Source organism: Klebsiella sp. BDA134-6, from assembly GCF_015601345.1.
Classification (GTDB): domain Bacteria; phylum Pseudomonadota; class Gammaproteobacteria; order Enterobacterales; family Enterobacteriaceae; genus Klebsiella; species Klebsiella grimontii.
On sequence record NZ_CP064784.1, the window covers coordinates 4,795,109 to 4,810,684 of the forward strand.

17 protein-coding genes and 3 tRNA genes are annotated in these 15,576 nt (G+C 59.1%); 8 read left to right on the plus strand and 12 right to left on the minus strand.

The features are described 5' to 3' along the window. The first annotated feature begins 71 nt into the window (after positions 1-71). Genes fucK through fucR form a run of 3 tightly spaced genes read left to right on the plus strand, consistent with a single transcriptional unit; the run spans position 72 to position 2,682 of the window. A complete protein-coding gene (gene fucK, locus IYV58_RS22090; protein ID WP_112166480.1) occupies positions 72-1,490 on the plus strand; it encodes an L-fuculokinase in 1,419 nt (472 codons plus the stop codon). Position 1,491: 1 nt separating this feature from the next. Then, a complete protein-coding gene (gene fucU, locus IYV58_RS22095) occupies positions 1,492-1,914 on the plus strand; it encodes an L-fucose mutarotase (RefSeq protein ID WP_004124410.1) in 423 nt (140 codons plus the stop codon). A gap of 57 nt (positions 1,915-1,971) precedes the next feature. Further along, positions 1,972-2,682, plus strand: coding sequence for an L-fucose operon activator (gene fucR / locus IYV58_RS22100; protein ID WP_112166482.1), 711 nt, complete (start codon positions 1,972-1,974; stop codon positions 2,680-2,682). A gap of 206 nt (positions 2,683-2,888) precedes the next feature. Here fucR and rlmM read toward each other — a convergent pair whose 3' ends face one another. The 4 genes from rlmM to IYV58_RS22120 all read right to left on the minus strand — a co-directional run bounded on the left by rlmM (position 2,889) and on the right by IYV58_RS22120 (position 6,091). After that, the gene (rlmM, locus tag IYV58_RS22105) at positions 2,889-3,989 is read right to left on the minus strand and encodes a 23S rRNA (cytidine(2498)-2'-O)-methyltransferase RlmM (protein ID WP_004124420.1); all 1,101 of its coding nucleotides are present in this window, start codon (positions 3,987-3,989) and stop codon (positions 2,889-2,891) included. Next, the gene (locus IYV58_RS22110; RefSeq protein WP_004105073.1) at positions 3,982-4,377 is read right to left on the minus strand and encodes a DUF423 domain-containing protein; all 396 of its coding nucleotides are present in this window, start codon (positions 4,375-4,377) and stop codon (positions 3,982-3,984) included. Before IYV58_RS22110 ends, rlmM begins: the two co-directional genes overlap by 8 nt. 19 nt (positions 4,378-4,396) lie before the next feature. After that, entirely contained in the window at positions 4,397-5,314 is a 918-nt protein-coding gene (gcvA, locus tag IYV58_RS22115) for a glycine cleavage system transcriptional regulator GcvA (RefSeq protein ID WP_004124422.1), read from the minus strand. A 552-nt stretch (positions 5,315-5,866) separates the two neighbouring features. After that, positions 5,867-6,091, minus strand: a complete 225-nt coding sequence (locus IYV58_RS22120) for a YgdI/YgdR family lipoprotein (protein WP_032742197.1) — start codon at positions 6,089-6,091, stop codon at positions 5,867-5,869. 198 nt (positions 6,092-6,289) lie between these two features. On the opposite strand from IYV58_RS22120, the gene csdA reads away from it, so the two are divergent. After that, positions 6,290-7,495 (plus strand): cysteine desulfurase CsdA, encoded by a 1,206-nt coding sequence (gene csdA, locus IYV58_RS22125; protein ID WP_123828864.1) that lies wholly within the window; start codon positions 6,290-6,292, stop codon positions 7,493-7,495. After that, positions 7,495-7,932, plus strand: coding sequence for a cysteine desulfurase sulfur acceptor subunit CsdE (csdE, locus tag IYV58_RS22130; protein WP_004124433.1), 438 nt, complete (start codon positions 7,495-7,497; stop codon positions 7,930-7,932). Before csdA ends, csdE begins: the two co-directional genes overlap by 1 nt. A 40-nt stretch (positions 7,933-7,972) precedes the next feature. Here the strand turns inward: csdE and tcdA are convergent, their stop codons facing one another. After that, positions 7,973-8,782, minus strand: a complete 810-nt coding sequence (tcdA, locus tag IYV58_RS22135) for a tRNA cyclic N6-threonylcarbamoyladenosine(37) synthase TcdA (protein ID WP_004124436.1) — start codon at positions 8,780-8,782, stop codon at positions 7,973-7,975. 105 nt (positions 8,783-8,887) lie between these two features. Further along, positions 8,888-9,985 carry a murein transglycosylase A gene (gene mltA / locus IYV58_RS22140; RefSeq protein WP_004124438.1) on the minus strand — a complete coding sequence of 366 codons (1,098 nt, stop codon included), beginning with the start codon at positions 9,983-9,985 and terminating at the stop codon, positions 8,888-8,890. Between the two features lie 211 nt (positions 9,986-10,196). Here mltA and IYV58_RS22145 point away from each other — a divergent pair. The 3 genes from IYV58_RS22145 to IYV58_RS22155 all read left to right on the plus strand — a co-directional run bounded on the left by IYV58_RS22145 (position 10,197) and on the right by IYV58_RS22155 (position 10,518). Continuing rightward, positions 10,197-10,273, plus strand: a tRNA-Met gene (locus tag IYV58_RS22145). Between the two features lie 47 nt (positions 10,274-10,320). Continuing rightward, positions 10,321-10,397, plus strand: a tRNA-Met gene (locus IYV58_RS22150). 44 nt (positions 10,398-10,441) lie between these two features. Further along, positions 10,442-10,518, plus strand: a tRNA-Met gene (locus IYV58_RS22155). Between the two features lie 99 nt (positions 10,519-10,617). On the opposite strand, the gene cobT is transcribed toward IYV58_RS22155, so the two are convergent. The 6 genes from cobT to IYV58_RS22185 form a co-directional block, all read right to left on the minus strand. After that, positions 10,618-11,673: a nicotinate-nucleotide--dimethylbenzimidazole phosphoribosyltransferase gene (cobT, locus tag IYV58_RS22160; RefSeq protein WP_142446853.1), complete on the minus strand. Its 1,056-nt coding sequence runs from the start codon at positions 11,671-11,673 to the stop codon at positions 10,618-10,620. 74 nt (positions 11,674-11,747) lie between these two features. Beyond that, the gene (cobU, locus tag IYV58_RS22165) at positions 11,748-12,293 is read right to left on the minus strand and encodes a bifunctional adenosylcobinamide kinase/adenosylcobinamide-phosphate guanylyltransferase (protein ID WP_004124443.1); all 546 of its coding nucleotides are present in this window, start codon (positions 12,291-12,293) and stop codon (positions 11,748-11,750) included. After that, positions 12,287-13,810, minus strand: a complete 1,524-nt coding sequence (locus IYV58_RS22170) for a cobyric acid synthase (RefSeq protein WP_049112537.1) — start codon at positions 13,808-13,810, stop codon at positions 12,287-12,289. Before IYV58_RS22170 ends, cobU begins: the two co-directional genes overlap by 7 nt. Next, positions 13,807-14,622, minus strand: a complete 816-nt coding sequence (locus IYV58_RS22175; RefSeq protein ID WP_004124450.1) for an energy-coupling factor ABC transporter ATP-binding protein — start codon at positions 14,620-14,622, stop codon at positions 13,807-13,809. The genes IYV58_RS22170 and IYV58_RS22175 overlap by 4 nt, the downstream gene beginning before the upstream one ends. Before the next feature lie 8 nt (positions 14,623-14,630). After that, complete coding sequence (locus IYV58_RS22180; protein ID WP_139529744.1) at positions 14,631-15,308, minus strand: energy-coupling factor ABC transporter transmembrane protein; 678 nt, start codon at positions 15,306-15,308, stop codon at positions 14,631-14,633. After that, positions 15,295-15,576 carry an energy-coupling factor ABC transporter substrate-binding protein gene (locus IYV58_RS22185; protein WP_004124454.1) on the minus strand — a complete coding sequence of 94 codons (282 nt, stop codon included), beginning with the start codon at positions 15,574-15,576 and terminating at the stop codon, positions 15,295-15,297. Before IYV58_RS22185 ends, IYV58_RS22180 begins: the two co-directional genes overlap by 14 nt.

Here is a 15,576-nt window from a genome sequence, read left to right on the forward strand (position 1 = left end):
GGCTTACCGGGCCTACAGAACCGTAGGCCGGATAAGCGCGGCGCCATCCGGCGACGTTTATGGAGTTCACTATGAAAAAAGACGTCATCCTGGTCCTCGACTGCGGCGCCACCAACGTGCGGGCGATTGCGGTTGACCGCCAGGGGAACATTATCGCCCGCGCCGCAACGGCCAACGCCAGCGATATCGCCGTGGAGAACAGCGCATGGCACCAGTGGTCGCTGGAGGCGATCCTGCAACGTTTCGCCGAGTGCTGCCGGCAGATTAGCGATGCGCTCTCGTCCTGCACGGTTCGCGGCATCACGGTCACCACCTTCGGCGTCGACGGCGCGCTGGTGGATGAACAGGGCAAGCTGCTCTATCCGGTCATCAGCTGGAAATGTCCGCGTACCGCGGCGGTGATGGACAATATCGGCCGCTTTATGCCCGCGCAGCAGCTCCAGCAGATTGCCGGCGTCGGCGCATTTGCCTTCAACACCTTGTATAAGCTGATCTGGCTGAAAGAGAACCACCCGCAGCTGCTGGAGCAGGCCCATGCCTGGCTGTTCATCTCCTCGCTTCTCAACCAGCGTCTGACCGGGGAATTCACGACCGATATCACCATGGCGGGCACCAGCCAGATGCTGGATATCCACCAGCGGGATTTCAGCGCGCAGATCCTGCAGGCGACGGGGCTGCCGCGCCGCCTGTTTCCCCGGCTCGTTGAGGCGGGCCAGCAGATCGGCACGCTACAAAGCGATGCCGCGAATATGCTGGGTTTAGCCGTCGGCATTCCGGTTATCTCCGCCGGACACGATACCCAGTTCGCGCTGTTTGGCGCGGGCGCGGAGCAGGATGAACCGGTGCTCTCTTCCGGCACCTGGGAAATCCTGATGGTGCGCAGTGCTCAGGTGAATACGCCGCTACTCAGCCACTACGCGGGATCCACCTGCGAGCTGGATAGCCAGCCGGGACGCTATAACCCCGGCATGCAGTGGCTGGCCTCCGGCGTGCTGGAATGGATACGCCAGCTGCTGTGGACGCCTGAAACGCCGTGGCAAACGTTGATTGAAGAGGCCCGCGCCCTCCCCGCCGGCGCTCAAAAAGTGAAGATGCAGTGCGACCTGCTATCCAGCCCAAATGCGGGCTGGCAGGGCATCACGCTGAATACCACTCGCGGTCACTTCTACCTCGCCGCGCTGGAGGGATTAGCCGAACAGCTGGCGAACAACCTACAAACGCTGCAAAAAATCGGTCACTTTAACGCCAGCGAGCTGCTGCTGGTCGGCGGCGGCAGCCGCAACGCGCTGTGGAATCAGATCAAAGCCAACAGGCTGGAGATCCCGATTAAAGTACTGGATGACGCCGAAACCACCGTCGCCGGCGCCGCCATGTTTGGCTGGTATGGCGTCGGTGAATTCAGCAGCCCGGAGCAGGCCAGAGCGCAGGTGAGCTATCAGTATCGCTATTTTTACCCGCAAACCGATCCCGAACTGATTGAGGGAGTATGAGATGCTAAAAACAATTTCCCCGTTAATATCGCCGGAGCTACTGAAAGTGCTGGCGGAAATGGGGCACGGAGATGAGATCGTCTTTTCCGATGCCCACTTCCCGGCGCACAGCATGGGGCCACAGGTCATTCGCGCCGACGGCCTGCAGGTCAGCGACCTGCTGCAGGCGATTATTCCGCTGTTTGAGTTAGACAGCTACGCTCCGCCGCTGGTAATGATGGCCGCCGTGACCGGCGACGCCCTCGATCCGCAGGTGGAAACCCGCTACCGCGAGGCGCTTTCCGGCCCCGCGCCCTGCCCGGATATCACGCGCATCGACCGTTTTGCTTTCTACGAGCGAGCGCAAAAAGCCTTTGCGATCGTTATCACAGGTGAGCGCGCTAAGTACGGGAATATTCTTTTAAAAAAAGGAGTAACGCCGTAATCTCATGCCGGAGCGCCCGTCTGATGCGGGCGCTCAGCGAACGCCAGGGTGAGAAAAATGAAAGCGGCACGACAGCAAGCGATACTAGACCTGCTCATTAACCATAACAGCCTGACCACCGAAGCCTTATCGCTGCAGCTGAACGTCAGCAGAGAAACCATCCGCCGCGATCTCAGCGAGCTCCAGTCCCAGGGAAAAGTGCTGCGTAACCACGGCCGGGCAAAAGTCATTCACCGGCAAAGCCGGGATAGCGGCGACCCTTTTCATATCCGTTTGAAAAGCCACTACGCGCACAAAGCGGATATCGCCCGCGAGGCGCTTGCGTGGATAGAAGAGGGGATGGTTATCGCCCTTGATGCCAGTTCCACCTGCTGGTATCTGGCCCGCCAGTTGCCTGATATCGACCTTCACGTCTTTACCAACAGCCAGCCAATTTGCCAGGAGCTCAGCAAGCGAGAGAACATTCAGCTCACCTGCTCCGGCGGTACGCTCCAGCGAAAATACGGCTGCTACGTCAGCGCGTCGCTTATCCCACAGCTCAAAGCGCTGGAGATCGACCTGTTCATTTTTTCCTGCGAGGGTATCGACAGCGAGGGCGCGCTCTGGGACTCAAACACGGTGAACGCCGAGTTCAAATCGCTGCTGCTCAAGCGGGCGTCGCAATCGTTATTGCTGATTGATAAGAGCAAATTTAATCGCTCAGGAGAGGCGCGGATCGGCCATCTGGATAATGTGACGCATATTGTTTCGGACGTGTCGCAGTCGTAACGGCTATGGCAGCGCCGGATAGCAACTTAGAGCCTATCCCAATAGGCGTTATTGGTGCAGTCAGTTTGAACACGGACAGCGCGGAAGAACCGGAGCGTACACGTAGTACGTGAGGATTCTGAGCACTGCCCAGGTTCAAAATGGCAAACAAAATAGCCCTAATGGGATAGGCTCTTAGTGCCCTATCCGGCCTACAAGCGGGCAAACTAGCGTTCGTCGCGGCGACCGCCGACGGCAGCCCACAGGCGGCGAACGTGAACCGTCACCTCTTCGCGATCGTGATACAGCTGGCGCGCCTGGATCTGCGCGTTGATACCGTGCTCGTCGAGCTGTTCCTGAATATAGGCCAGGTTACGCGATAGCTCTTCGTAGCGTTTTTTCATCGGCAGCTTCAGGTTAAAGATGGTTTCCCGGCACCAGCCGTTCACCAACCACTGCGCCATCAGCGCAGCCACTTTCGCCGGTTTCTCTACCATATCGCACACCATCCACGAGATGTTGCTGCGCGTTGGGCGATACTTGAAGCCATCTTCACGCAGCCAGGTCACCTGGCCGGTATCCATCAGGCTTTGCGCCATTGGGCCGTTATCCACCGAGGAGACCCACATATTGCGTTTCACCAGCTGATAGGTCCAACCGCCGGGGCAGGCGCCGAGATCCACCGCGTACATACCGTTCGCCAGACGCTCATCCCACTCATCCGCCGGGATAAAGACGTGAAACGCCTCTTCCAGCTTGAGAGTCGAACGGCTTGGCGCATCGGACGGGAACTTGAGGCGAGGAATGCCCATATAGAACGGCGAGTTGTTGTTAGACAACGAATAGCCGGTGTAGCAGCAGCCCGGCGCGATAAAGAACACGTGGACCACCGGACGTTTTGGCGTTTCATAGTTGGTCAGCACGCCCGCTTCGCGCAGCGCCGCGCGCAGCGGTACCGTAAACTTGCGGCAGAACTTCATCAGCTCTTTGCTTTCGTTGGTATCGGCCACTTCCACGCGCAGCTCGCCGCCCTTCTCCACCACGCCCTGCAGCATACCGACGATCGGGGAAATACGGTCTTCCGGCGGCAGGTCGCGCAGCAGTTCGCCAACCACAAACATCTGGCGGGCAAACACCAGCGAGCTGAACGGCAGCTCGCGCACCAGCTTTTCGCCGTCTTCGGCCTGATAGCACTCAAAAATCACATAGCCGGAGTCGTCTTTGACTCGGGCAAAACCAAACACCTCAAGGCGCGAGGCCTTATCGGTAATTTCTGCTGCGCACTCTTTCTCAAACCCAGGGCGACAATAGAGGACAACTTTATTCATGAACAACGCCCTTACGTTTCAGACGAATTGCACCAATTAACATTAATACCCAACCGGCGAGGAAGCAGACGCCCCCGACCGGCGTAACGAACGCCCACAGGCGTAAATGCGAGAGCGCCAGACAGTAGAGGCTGCCGCTAAAAAGAACGGTACCGAGCGCCATAAAGACGCTGCTCCAGTAAAACCAGATGCTGATCCGGCGCTGCATCGCCACCGCCAGGCCAAAGATCGCCAGCGTATGGAAAGCCTGATACTGCAGGCCGGTGTGGATCCAGCCCATTTCCGCAACGCCCATCGTTTTACTTAAAACATGCGCGCCAAAAGCGCCCAAAGCCACAAAGATAAAACCGCTTATCGCGGCGAAAATCAGCATAAAACGGCTGGTCATGTGTTTACCCTACGATGATTTATTGTTCATAACGAAAGCGAAATTTTTCTTGTTCATTAGCCGCTTTTGCCAGAATCCACTGGCGGAAGGCGGCTATTTTACCCAGTTCTGCCTGACTGTCATGACAAACGAGATAAAACGCATTCTTACTGACCAGAACATCATTAAACGGACAGACCAAACGGCCTGCCTCAATCTCGGACTGCGCCATCACATTGTTGGCCAGCGCGACCCCCTGTCCATGGATTGCCGCCTGCAGTACCATTGCGCTGTGGCTAAATATAGGTCCCTGTTGAACATTGATATGGTTTAGACCCAACTGACGGGTATAAGTTTGCCAGTCGCGGCGGGAAGCGTCGTGCAGCAGGGTATGTTGCGCCAGATCGGCAGGCATTTTCAACGCTTTATCACCGGTGAGTAACAGCGGGGAGCACACCGGGAGCAGATATTCGGCGTATAGTTTTTCCACCCGTAGCCCCGGCCAGTTGCCGCGGCCGTAAAAAATCGCCACGTCGACATCGTCGGCTAGCTTATCTTCCTGACGGTCCACGGCCTGGATTCTGACGTCGATTCCCGGATAAGCTGAGTTAAAGCTTGTGAGTCTCGGCACCAGCCACTGAATGGCAAAACTGGGCAGCATACTGACGGTTAAAGCCCCTTTTGCGCTTCGCGCCTGAAGCTTGCGGGTCGCTTCGGTGAGCTGCGAAAAAATCTCTTTGATATCCTGAAAATAGCTCTGCCCCTCCTCCGTTAAAAGAAGAGAACGATTGCGTCGACGGAACAGCTTGAGGCCGAGGAAATCCTCCAGAGACTTGATTTGGTGGCTGACTGCGGCCTGGGTCACAAAAAGCTCATCGGCGGCGCGAGTGAAGCTAAGATGACGGGCGGCAGCATCAAAAACACGTAATGCATTCAGAGGTGGCAAACGCTTGGACATAGTTATTCTGGCTTAGATGTTAAGGCAATTTAACAAACAGGAAACAATAGTTAACCTATTAGTTTTTTTTATCTGAGCTATTATAATTTGTCCGTTGAGCTTCTACCAGCAAATACCTATAGTGGCGGCACTTCCTGAGCCGGAACGAAGAGCTTTTTTTGGAATGCGTGTTCCAACAAGCTTTTGGCTTACGGTTGTGATGTTGTGTTGTTGTGTTTGCAATTGGTCCGGGTTTGCGGACCATGGTAGCTCAGCTACCCCTTTTCACTTCCTGTACATTTACCCTGTCTGTCCATAGTGATTTAATGTAGCACCGCACTGCGCGGTGCTTTTTTTTGCCTGCTATACCCGTCATACTTCAAGTTGCATGTGCGTTGGCCTCGGATTACTCGGCCGATCCGTGGGCCTCACCCTGGCGGGCCGTCGCAAGCGACGTTCAAATCTGCTCCCGGCAGATTTGTCGTTCACTCCAGTCACTTACTCGATAAGCTCCTGGGGTTCGCTCACTTGCCCCCTTCCTGCAACGCGAATTATTTAGGGTATATACGCTAATCACTTATCCAGCTCGCCCAGCTGTTTGACGTCAGAACGGTTAATCTGCTGCTTGTTACCCCAGGCATCTTTGTACGAAATCATGCCAGTATCATTATCCGTTTGCGGTTTGCCGTCGGTCACGATGGTGCGCCCATCGTTGGTATGCATCACGTAGTTGGAGGAGCACGCGCTCAGGCCAAAGGTCAGCACACAGGCAGTAATAATTGCGGCAGTCTTATTCATTTTCATCTTTCTCTCCTTTCGACTATTTATACTGTTTATGATTCGTTCTGTACCAGGTTAAAACGCAAACCCAACACTATTCAGCATAACTATCTTTTACCCACCCGAAGCCATATTCAGAAAATTCCAGTCGTTAGCACAAACCTTGTATCACCCGCCGATTTGCGCGACGATCCTGATATCGATACGAGGAATCTCATGAACGCATTCAACCCCGTCCAATTTCGCGCCCAGTTCCCGGCGCTGGCCGACGCCGGCGTCTATCTTGATAGCGCCGCGACCACCCTCAAACCGCTGGCGGTCATTGAGGCCAGCGACCAGTTCTATCGCCTTAGCGCCGGCAACGTCCATCGCAGCCAGTTCGCCGCCGCCCGGCAGCTAACCGAACGCTATGAGAACGCGCGCGAACGCGTGGCGGCGCTGCTTAATGCCCCATCCGGCGAAGATATCGTCTGGACGCGCGGCACCACCGAAGCCATTAATATGGTGGCGCAGAGCTACGTGCGCCCGCGTCTGAAACCCGGCGATGAGATTATCGTCAGCGAAGCGGAGCATCACGCCAACCTGGTGCCGTGGTTAATGGTTGCAGAGCAAACCGGCGCGCGGGTGGTGAAGCTGCCGCTGGCGGGCAACCGTCTGCCGGACGTAGCGGCGCTTGGCGCGCTCATCACGCCGCGCAGTCGGGTGCTGGCGATTGGCCAGATGTCCAACGTCACCGGCGGCTGCCCGGACCTGGCGCTGGCGATTCGCCAGGCTCGCGCTGCCGGGATGGTGGTGATGGTCGACGGCGCGCAGGGGGCGGTGCATTTCCCGGCGGACGTCCAGGCGCTGGATATCGACTTTTATGCTTTTTCCGGCCATAAGCTCTACGGGCCGACCGGCATCGGCGCGCTGTATGGCAAACGCGAACGGCTGGCGGAGATGTCGCCGTGGCTCGGCGGGGGAAAAATGATTACCGAAGTCACCTTCGACGGCTTCAAAACCCAGCCCGCCCCCTGGCGCTTCGAGGCCGGGACGCCCAATATCGCCGGGGTGATTGGCCTGAGCGCGGCGCTGGAGTGGCTGGAGGAGACGGATATCGCGCAGGCGGAAAACTGGTGCCGCAGTCTGGCCACGCTGGCGGAAGAGGAGCTGGCGAAACGTCCGGGATTCCGTTCGTTCCGCTGCCAGGGCGCCAGCCTGCTGGCGTTTGATTTTGACGGCGTTCACCATAGCGATATGGTGACGCTGCTGGCGGAATCGGGTATCGCGCTGCGCGCCGGTCAGCACTGCGCTCAGCCGCTGCTGGCGGCGCTTGGCGTCAGCGGCACGCTGCGGGCCTCCTTCGCGCCTTATAATACGCAAGACGACGTTTACGCGCTGGTGCACGCCGTTGACCGCGCTCTGGAAATTCTGGTGGACTAATGACGACTTCTCACCCTTTTGGAACCCGCATCACCGAGGCATTTCTACGGCAGACCTTTACTCCGCTCAGCCAGTGGGAGGATAAATACCGCCAGCTGATTTTACTGGGCAAGCAGCTTCCCGCCCTGCCGGACGACCAGAAAGCGCGCGCCAAAGAGATTGCCGGGTGTGAAAACCGCGTCTGGCTGGGCTATTCCGTCGATGCCGAGGGCAAGCTGCATTTCTTCGGCGATAGCGAAGGCCGTATCGTGCGCGGCATGCTGGCGGTGCTGTTGACCGCCGTTGAAGGCAAAAGCGCCGCCGAGCTGCTGGCGCAGGATCCGCTGGCGCTGTTTGATGCGCTGGGAATGCGCGGCCAGCTGAGCGCCTCGCGCAGCCAGGGGCTCAGCGCCCTGAGCGAGGCGGTACTCGCCGCCGCCCGCGAGGTTGAGGTTTAAGCTCATCCCGGGGGCGGCGCCTGCGCCGCGACCCGGGAATTTACGCCGTCAGCCGCTCCGCCTTCGCCAGCATTTTCTTCAGCGCGTGGGAGACGGCGACAAAACCAAAGGTCGCAGTCACCATCGTCGCGGCGCCAAAACCGGATGCGCAATCCATTCGCTTCGGCCCCTCAGCGGTGCTTTTCATCGCGCACACGCTGCCGTCCGCCTGCGGATAAACCAGCGCTTCGGTGGAAAACACACAATCCACGCCGAGCTTACCTTTGCTGTTCTTCACCACCCCGAACTGGCTCTTCAAACGCTCGCGCAACTTTGCCGCCAGCGGATCCTGGATGGTTTTCGCCAGATCGGCGACCTGAATTTGCGTCGGATCGATTTGCCCGCCCGCGCCGCCGGTGGTCACCAGCGGAACCTTATGGCGACGACAGTAAGCGATCAGCGCCGCTTTCGGGCGCACGCTGTCGATGGCGTCAATCACGTAGCTAAAACCAACGCCAAGATACTCCGCGACGTTTTCCGGGGTGATGAAATCGTCCACCACCGTGACCCGGCACTCGGGGTTGATCAGGCGAATGCGCTCCGCCATCACCTCGGCTTTCGCCAGGCCAACGTTACCGCCAAGCGCGTGGATCTGGCGGTTGGTGTTGGTCACGCAGACGTCATCCATATCGATGAGGGTTATCGCGCCAATCCCGGTTCTCGCCAGCGCTTCCGCCGCCCAGGAGCCCACGCCGCCGATGCCGACCACGCAGACGTGCGCATCGGCAAAACATTGCAGCGCCTTTTCACCATATAAACGCGCCGTGCCGCCAAAACGCTGGCGCCAGGCATCGCTGATTACAACAGACATAAAACCTCAGAATAAGTGGATATTCCCGGGCCGCGGCGCAAGCGCCTTACCCGGGCTACCGTAGCCCCGGTAAGCGCAGCGCGACCGGGGAAAAGAACGTGAGTACTAGCCGCTAAAGACGTTGCCCGCGCCCGGCGCGTTTTTCAGCACCCATACGCGGCCATAGTGGTTATACCAACCGGCACGGTGTCCGGCATCCGGACCAATGCCCTGGTAAATATCGAAGTGCTGGCCTTTAATCGCGCCGCCAACGTCGAGGGCCACCATTAAACGCAGCTCGTACTGGCCGTTGAACTTACCGTTATTGTCCAGCAGCGGCACTTCCGCCAGCAGCGTGGTGCCAGCAGGAACAATGGAACGGTCGGAGGCCACCGACGCGCGGCCAATCAGCGGCACCGCGCTGGCGCCTTTCACCGGCGCAAAGGACTGCGGTTTAAAGAAGACGAACGACGGGTTCTGCTCCAGCAATTCACGAACCTCCGCCTCGCTGTGCTTTTCGCCCCATTCGCGGATCGCCTGCATCGACATATCTTCGCGCTTCACTTCGCCGCGGTCGATCAGCACTTTACCGATGCTGTAATAGGGCCAGCCGTTTTTCCCGGCATAGCTGAAGAAGTTCAGCGGCGAACCGTCGCCAAAGTCAATGTAGCCGCTACCCTGCACGTCCATGATGAAATTATCCATCAGCGAGTTGCTGTAGGCCAGGATGTAGTTGTCGCTCAGAGCGCCGGCGTAGATGCTGGCGCGGGACGGCAGCTTGCCGCGCTTCGGCGGCATCCGGTAAATCGGATACTGGAACTCGCCCTGGCGAGTATGACGCGCCTGCACCACCGGCGTGTAGTAGCCGGTAAACTGAACGTTACCGTAGTTATCCGTCCCCTGCATCTGCCAGGCGTCGATACCAAACTGGCTCAGCGTGCGAGTGTCGCCGCCGGAACGCAGCCACTCCTGAATCGCATTGTAGACGTTGCTCTGGCTGGTGTAGAGACGCGGAGAGGCACTACGAATCTGTCTCACCTGCTCGGAGAAGTCGCCGGCGTTAATCGGCGAGCCGACCGCATCAGGTTGGTTAACCAGCGAAAACGGCTGGGTGAGTTTACCTTCATTATACTGCTGACCGCGATCGGTCGGTTTTGAGGAACAGGCGGCCAGCATTGCCAGCATCGCGCCTGTTACTGCATATTTTGCCCAACGTCCTTTCATGGTATCTCTTCTTTATGCTGCTAAGCCCGGGTGCGTGATGAAGATAACAAACCGCCAGGGCTAATGAAATGCGCTTGGGCACCGCAAAGGCAGTTTTGCGCAAAAAACAAGCGGGAAGTGCTTCTGTATGCACCATTTTTTACAAAATCGACGATTTCTGTCAAAAAGGGTTGCATCAAAACGTTAGCGGAGTATAGTGCGCTTCCACGGACGCGGGGTGGAGCAGCCTGGTAGCTCGTCGGGCTCATAACCCGAAGGTCGTCAGTTCAAATCTGGCCCCCGCAACCAATTAAAATCAGAGAAGTAACGTTACTCGATGGAAGAGTAATGACGGACGCGGGGTGGAGCAGCCTGGTAGCTCGTCGGGCTCATAACCCGAAGGTCGTCGGTTCAAATCCGGCCCCCGCAACCAATTAAAATCTGATGCAAGTTTACTCGATGAAGAGTAAAGACGGACGCGGGGTGGAGCAGCCTGGTAGCTCGTCGGGCTCATAACCCGAAGGTCGTCGGTTCAAATCCGGCCCCCGCAACCAACATCATAAACACCCTCAAGGGTGTTTTTTTGTTTCTGCGTTCCGCAAAATCTTCCATGTGATTCAGGGAACGGCGCAGCGCCGCTCCCCAGCCCTTTCTCAGCCCTTCGGCAACACAATATTGCTCGCCGCCAGCATGCCCATCTCGTGGTACATCGCGCAGGCTGCTTCAACGATCGGCATCGCCAGCGCCGCGCCGCTGCCTTCGCCCAGGCGCATCCCCATATTCAGGTAGGGCTCCAGTTCGAGATGCATCAGCGCCGTACGCGCGCCCTTCTCTGCCGAATAGTGGGACGGGATCAGATAGGGTTTCACTTCCGGCGCAATTCGGCACGCCGCCAGCGCCGCCGCGTAGGAGAGAAAGCCATCGAGCACCACCGGCAGGCCGCAGGAGGCCGCGCCCAGCATCACGCCCGTCATCCCCAATAAATCAAAACCGCCCACTTTCGCCAGTACATCCAGGCCATCATTCGGGTCGGGTCGATTGACGGCAATTGCCCGACGCACCACCTCCACTTTGTTAGCGACTTTCGCCAACGGCAGATTAGCGCCAATCCCGACCACCTCCTGGGCATCGCTACCGGTCAGAACGCTGACAATCGCCGCCGCCGGGGTGGTATTGGCCATTCCGAGCTCCCCGACGCCAAACAGCGTCACGCCATCCTGCGCCAGCCCTCGCGTATAGCGCATCACCTCCAGCAGCAGCTCTTCCGCCTGGCCGCGGCGCATTGCCGGACCGACGGCGATATTGCCGCAGCCGCGCGCCACGCGCATGTTGATAACGCCCGGAATAAGCTCGGCATCGATCCCGACATCAATCACGTGCACCTTCGCACCCGCCTGCGCCGCCAGTACGCAAACGCCAGTTTTGCCCAGCGTCATATTCGCCGCCTGAATCGCGGTCACCGCTTTTGGCGAGATGGCGACCCCTTCGTCCCACACGCCGTGGTCGGCGCACATCACCAGCAACGCCTTCTTTTTCACCTGCGGGACGCCGTCAAGGCCAGGCATGCCCGCCAGCTGCACGGCAAGATCTTCAAGGCGTCCAAGGCTTCCGGGCGGCTTCAGCAGACCATCAATATGAAGCCGGGCGCGCGCCATCGCTTTTTCATCAGGCGCAGGGATCGCACTCAGTAGAGAGGTTAAGCTTTGCATAAAGGTTCTCGTCATGTTGGCTGGCTCAGGGCAGAGCCAGCAAGAAGAATAACGCCCGGTACGGCGCGCCTGATTTACTTGATTTTCACACCAATGCCCGACACCACCAGCCAGACCTCGTCCGCCGCCGCCGCCAGGCGCTGATTGACGCGCCCGGCGATGTCGCGGAAATGGCGGGCCAGACGATTCTCCGGCACAATCCCCATTCCCACTTCGTTGGTCACCAGCACCACGCGGGCCGGACAGCGCTGGCAGGCGGCGATCAGGACGTCGATTTCGGCGTCGATCGCCCGCTCCATCGCCGCATAATCCCAATCGTCCGGCGCGCTGTCGCCGCCCAGCGCAAACAGCAGGTTGGTCACCATGGTGGTAATGCATTCCAGCAAAATCGCCTCTTCCGGGGCGATATCCGGCGTTATCAGCTCATCAAGCTGCCGCCAGCGCTCGGCGGTGCGCCAGTGTGCGGGCCTGCCATCGCGGTGGTGCTGGATCCTCGCCGCCATCTCGTCATCAAAGATCTGTGAGGTAGCGATGTACAGTACCTGCGGCGCATGGGCGATCAGCGCTTCGGCATGACGGCTTTTACCGCTGCGCGCCCCGCCGGTGACTAAAGTCAGCATACGGGCTCCTGATGTTGACGCATGATGGCGTAGATTTTTTCGATATCGATATGCTGGCGCATCGCGTCGGCCAGCAGATCGAACTGGCGGGATTTATACTGCGCATATTCGACATCGCTATCCAGCGCCGCCAGCCCTTTACGCTGGCGCAGGCCGTTAACCAGCGCGCGGGTAAATTCATCGCTATCAAACAGGCCGTGCAGATAGGTGCCAAACGCCAGGCCGTCATCACTGACCGCGCCGTCCGCTACGCTCAGCCCATTTTTATGGAGTTGCATCAGCGAACGGCAGCCATCGCGCAGCTCAGTTTCGCCCATATGGATCTCATAGCCGCGCACGGCCAGCCCCGCCGTTGCCGCCAGCCACGCCGGCAGCCCTGGAGCGAGGGTCGCCCTCACCTGGGTGGTCGTTTTGCTGTGCGCAAAGTGGGTGACGGTATTGAGCAAACCCAGCCCCGGCTGCGTGCCAAGCCCCGACTCCACCTCATCGATAATGGTTTCGCCGAGCATCTGGTAGCCGCCGCAGATCCCCAGCACCGGTACGCCCCGATGCCGGGCCTGCAGCACCGCGTGCGCCATGCCGCTCTCGCGCAGCCAGCCCAGGTCGCCAAGCGTATTTTTACTGCCCGGCAGGATCACCATATCCACGCCCGCCAGTTCCTGCGGCTGGCGAACATAGCGGACGCGGACGTCCGGCTGCGCCGCCAGCGCGTTGAAATCGGTAAAATTGGCGATGTGCGGCAGCTGAACCACGGCAATCTCAATGTCGCGCCTGTCGGTGCGCAGATATTTGCCCTTTTGCAGCGCGACGCCGTCCTCATCTTCGAGATCGACGTCCAGCCACGGCATCACGCCGAGTACCGGGACGCCGGTGAGCGCTTCTATCTGCTCGATCCCGGAATATAGCAGCGCCACATCGCCGCGAAATTTATTGATAATCACCCCTTTGACCCGCGCGCGCTCGTGGTCGTGCAGCAGCGCGAGGGTGCCGTAGATAGAGGCGAATACGCCGCCGCGATCGATATCGGCCACGAGGATCACCGGGCACTGGGCCATCTCGGCCATGCCCATATTGACGATGTCGCGATCGCGCAGGTTGATCTCCGCCGGGCTGCCCGCCCCTTCCAGCACCAGCACGTCATGTTCGGCGGCCAGGCTATGATAGACCGCGAGGATCTGTTCGCGCAGGCGCGGCTTGTATTCGTGATAGCTCACCGCGTCCATATCGGTCGCCACCTTGCCCATCAGCACCACCTGCGCTTTGCGGTCGCTGGTCGGCTTAAGCAGCACCGGGTTCATGCGCACGTCCGGCGCGATCCCCGCCGCTTCGGCCTGGAAAATCTGCGCGCGGCCCATCTCTTTGCCATCCGGCGTAATACCGGAATTGAGCGCCATATTCTGCGATTTAAACGGCGCGGTGCGCTGCCCGTCCTGATAAAAAATACGACACAGCCCAGCGACCAGCACGCTTTTACCGACGTCGGAAGCGGTGCCCTGTAACATAATTGCCAGCGTCATGACGCCTCCTTCATCGCGTTGCTTCGCATCCGCGTAAAAAATTCTTCTTCGGTTTTACACAGCGGCAGCCCGAGCTGCGCGTGCAGCTTCACCAGCCACGGCTGGGTTAGCCCGGCCTGGGCCATCAGTTCGCTGCGGGCAAACACCTCGCCGGGTTCGCCATGCGCCAGCACTTCGCCGCGGCGTAACACGTAAACCGCATCACTGACTTCATAGATCAGATCGATATCATGGCTGGAGATCGCCACGTGGTTGCCCCGATCGGCAATACGCTTAATGATGTCGATCATCTGCGCGCGTCCCGAAGGATCGAGCCCTGCCGTAGGCTCGTCGAGCAGTAAATAGCGCGCCTGCAGCACCAGCGCGCCGGCTATCGCCACGCGCTTTTTCTGCCCGTGGCTCAGGCACTGAATCGGCTGGTGACGAAACCCCTGGGCATCGACGAGAGTCAGGGCATCGTCCACCCGGCGGGCAATTTCCTCTTCCGCAACTCCCAGGTTACGCAGGCTAAAGGCGATATCGCTGTCGATATCGGTATAGAAAATCTGCTGGTCCGGGTCCTGGAAAACGGTCGCCACCTGCTGACGCAGCGCCAGCAGGCCGCGCTTGCTGTAGTCCAGCGGATTTCCCTGCCACAGCACCGCCCCGCTCTGCGGGCGCAGCAGACCGCTCAGGTTCATAAACAGCGTCGATTTTCCGCAGCCGTTCGCCCCCACCAGTCCGGTCACCGCGTGATGGGAAAAATCCAGCGTCAGCCCCTTCAGCACCGGCTCGTCCTGATAGCGAAACCAGAGATCGGTCGTGGCAAGCATACTTATCCTTAGAGGTGAAAATCACCCTGATACAATTTGATATCCAGCGTGGTGCTCATCTGCTGGTAGCGGATCATCACCCGGGTAAACAGCAGCCCTACCAGCATCGCCAGCGAACGATAGCCCTTCGGCACGCTACGGTAGCCAAAACGTAATGTTTGCGCACGGTGAATCGCCAGCGCTTCGTCTAACAGAATAAAAATAAAGCGCCAGGTCAGCAGGATTTGCTCGGTCAGCAGCCGCGGCACCCGCCCGCGCTTGAGCAGCACAATAAGCTGCGGGAACGGCAGATTCAGCACCAGCCAGAAGGTGGACGCCAGCGCCGCCAGGCTGCGCCAGAAGGTCTGATTGGCGGTCGTCAGCCCCTCCGACGTGATGCCCAGCCAGACGCTGCCCAGCGGCAGGCTCACCAGCAGATCCTGCGGATCGCGGCTGACGCTGAACAGAATGGTCAGCACGCCGATCAGTAGGAAGCCAAACGGCAGCGCCATCCAGCGGCACCAGCGCCACGGCGAGACCCGCAGCAGCCAGCAGGTTAAGGCGGCAATCAGCGCCATTTCGATACCCTGCCCCAGCGGGGGCAGGGTAAAGGCCAGTCCCATCAGCAGCAGCCAGAACAGGAACTTGCGCTCCGGCGCGACGTGAAACCAGCGGCTCTGATAGCTGAGTCGGTCAAACCCGGTCATCACGGCGCTGTCTGCCTTTGCTGTAGCCCAGAATATAGAATATCACCGCCGCGCCAAGCGAGCCCTGGAGCGTAAACAGCAGGCTCTCAATCTCCCCGCTTGCCGGTTCATACAGCGGCTGGAACCACGGCTCATAATGCGGCGCGACCACCTGAATCTGGCTCTCCGCCTCGCCGTCCGAGCCGCCAAACTCGCCGCCGTGATTGATAAAGAACGGTAGGATCACCAGCGCCACCACCATGGCTAACAATATCAGCGTCTTTTTCAT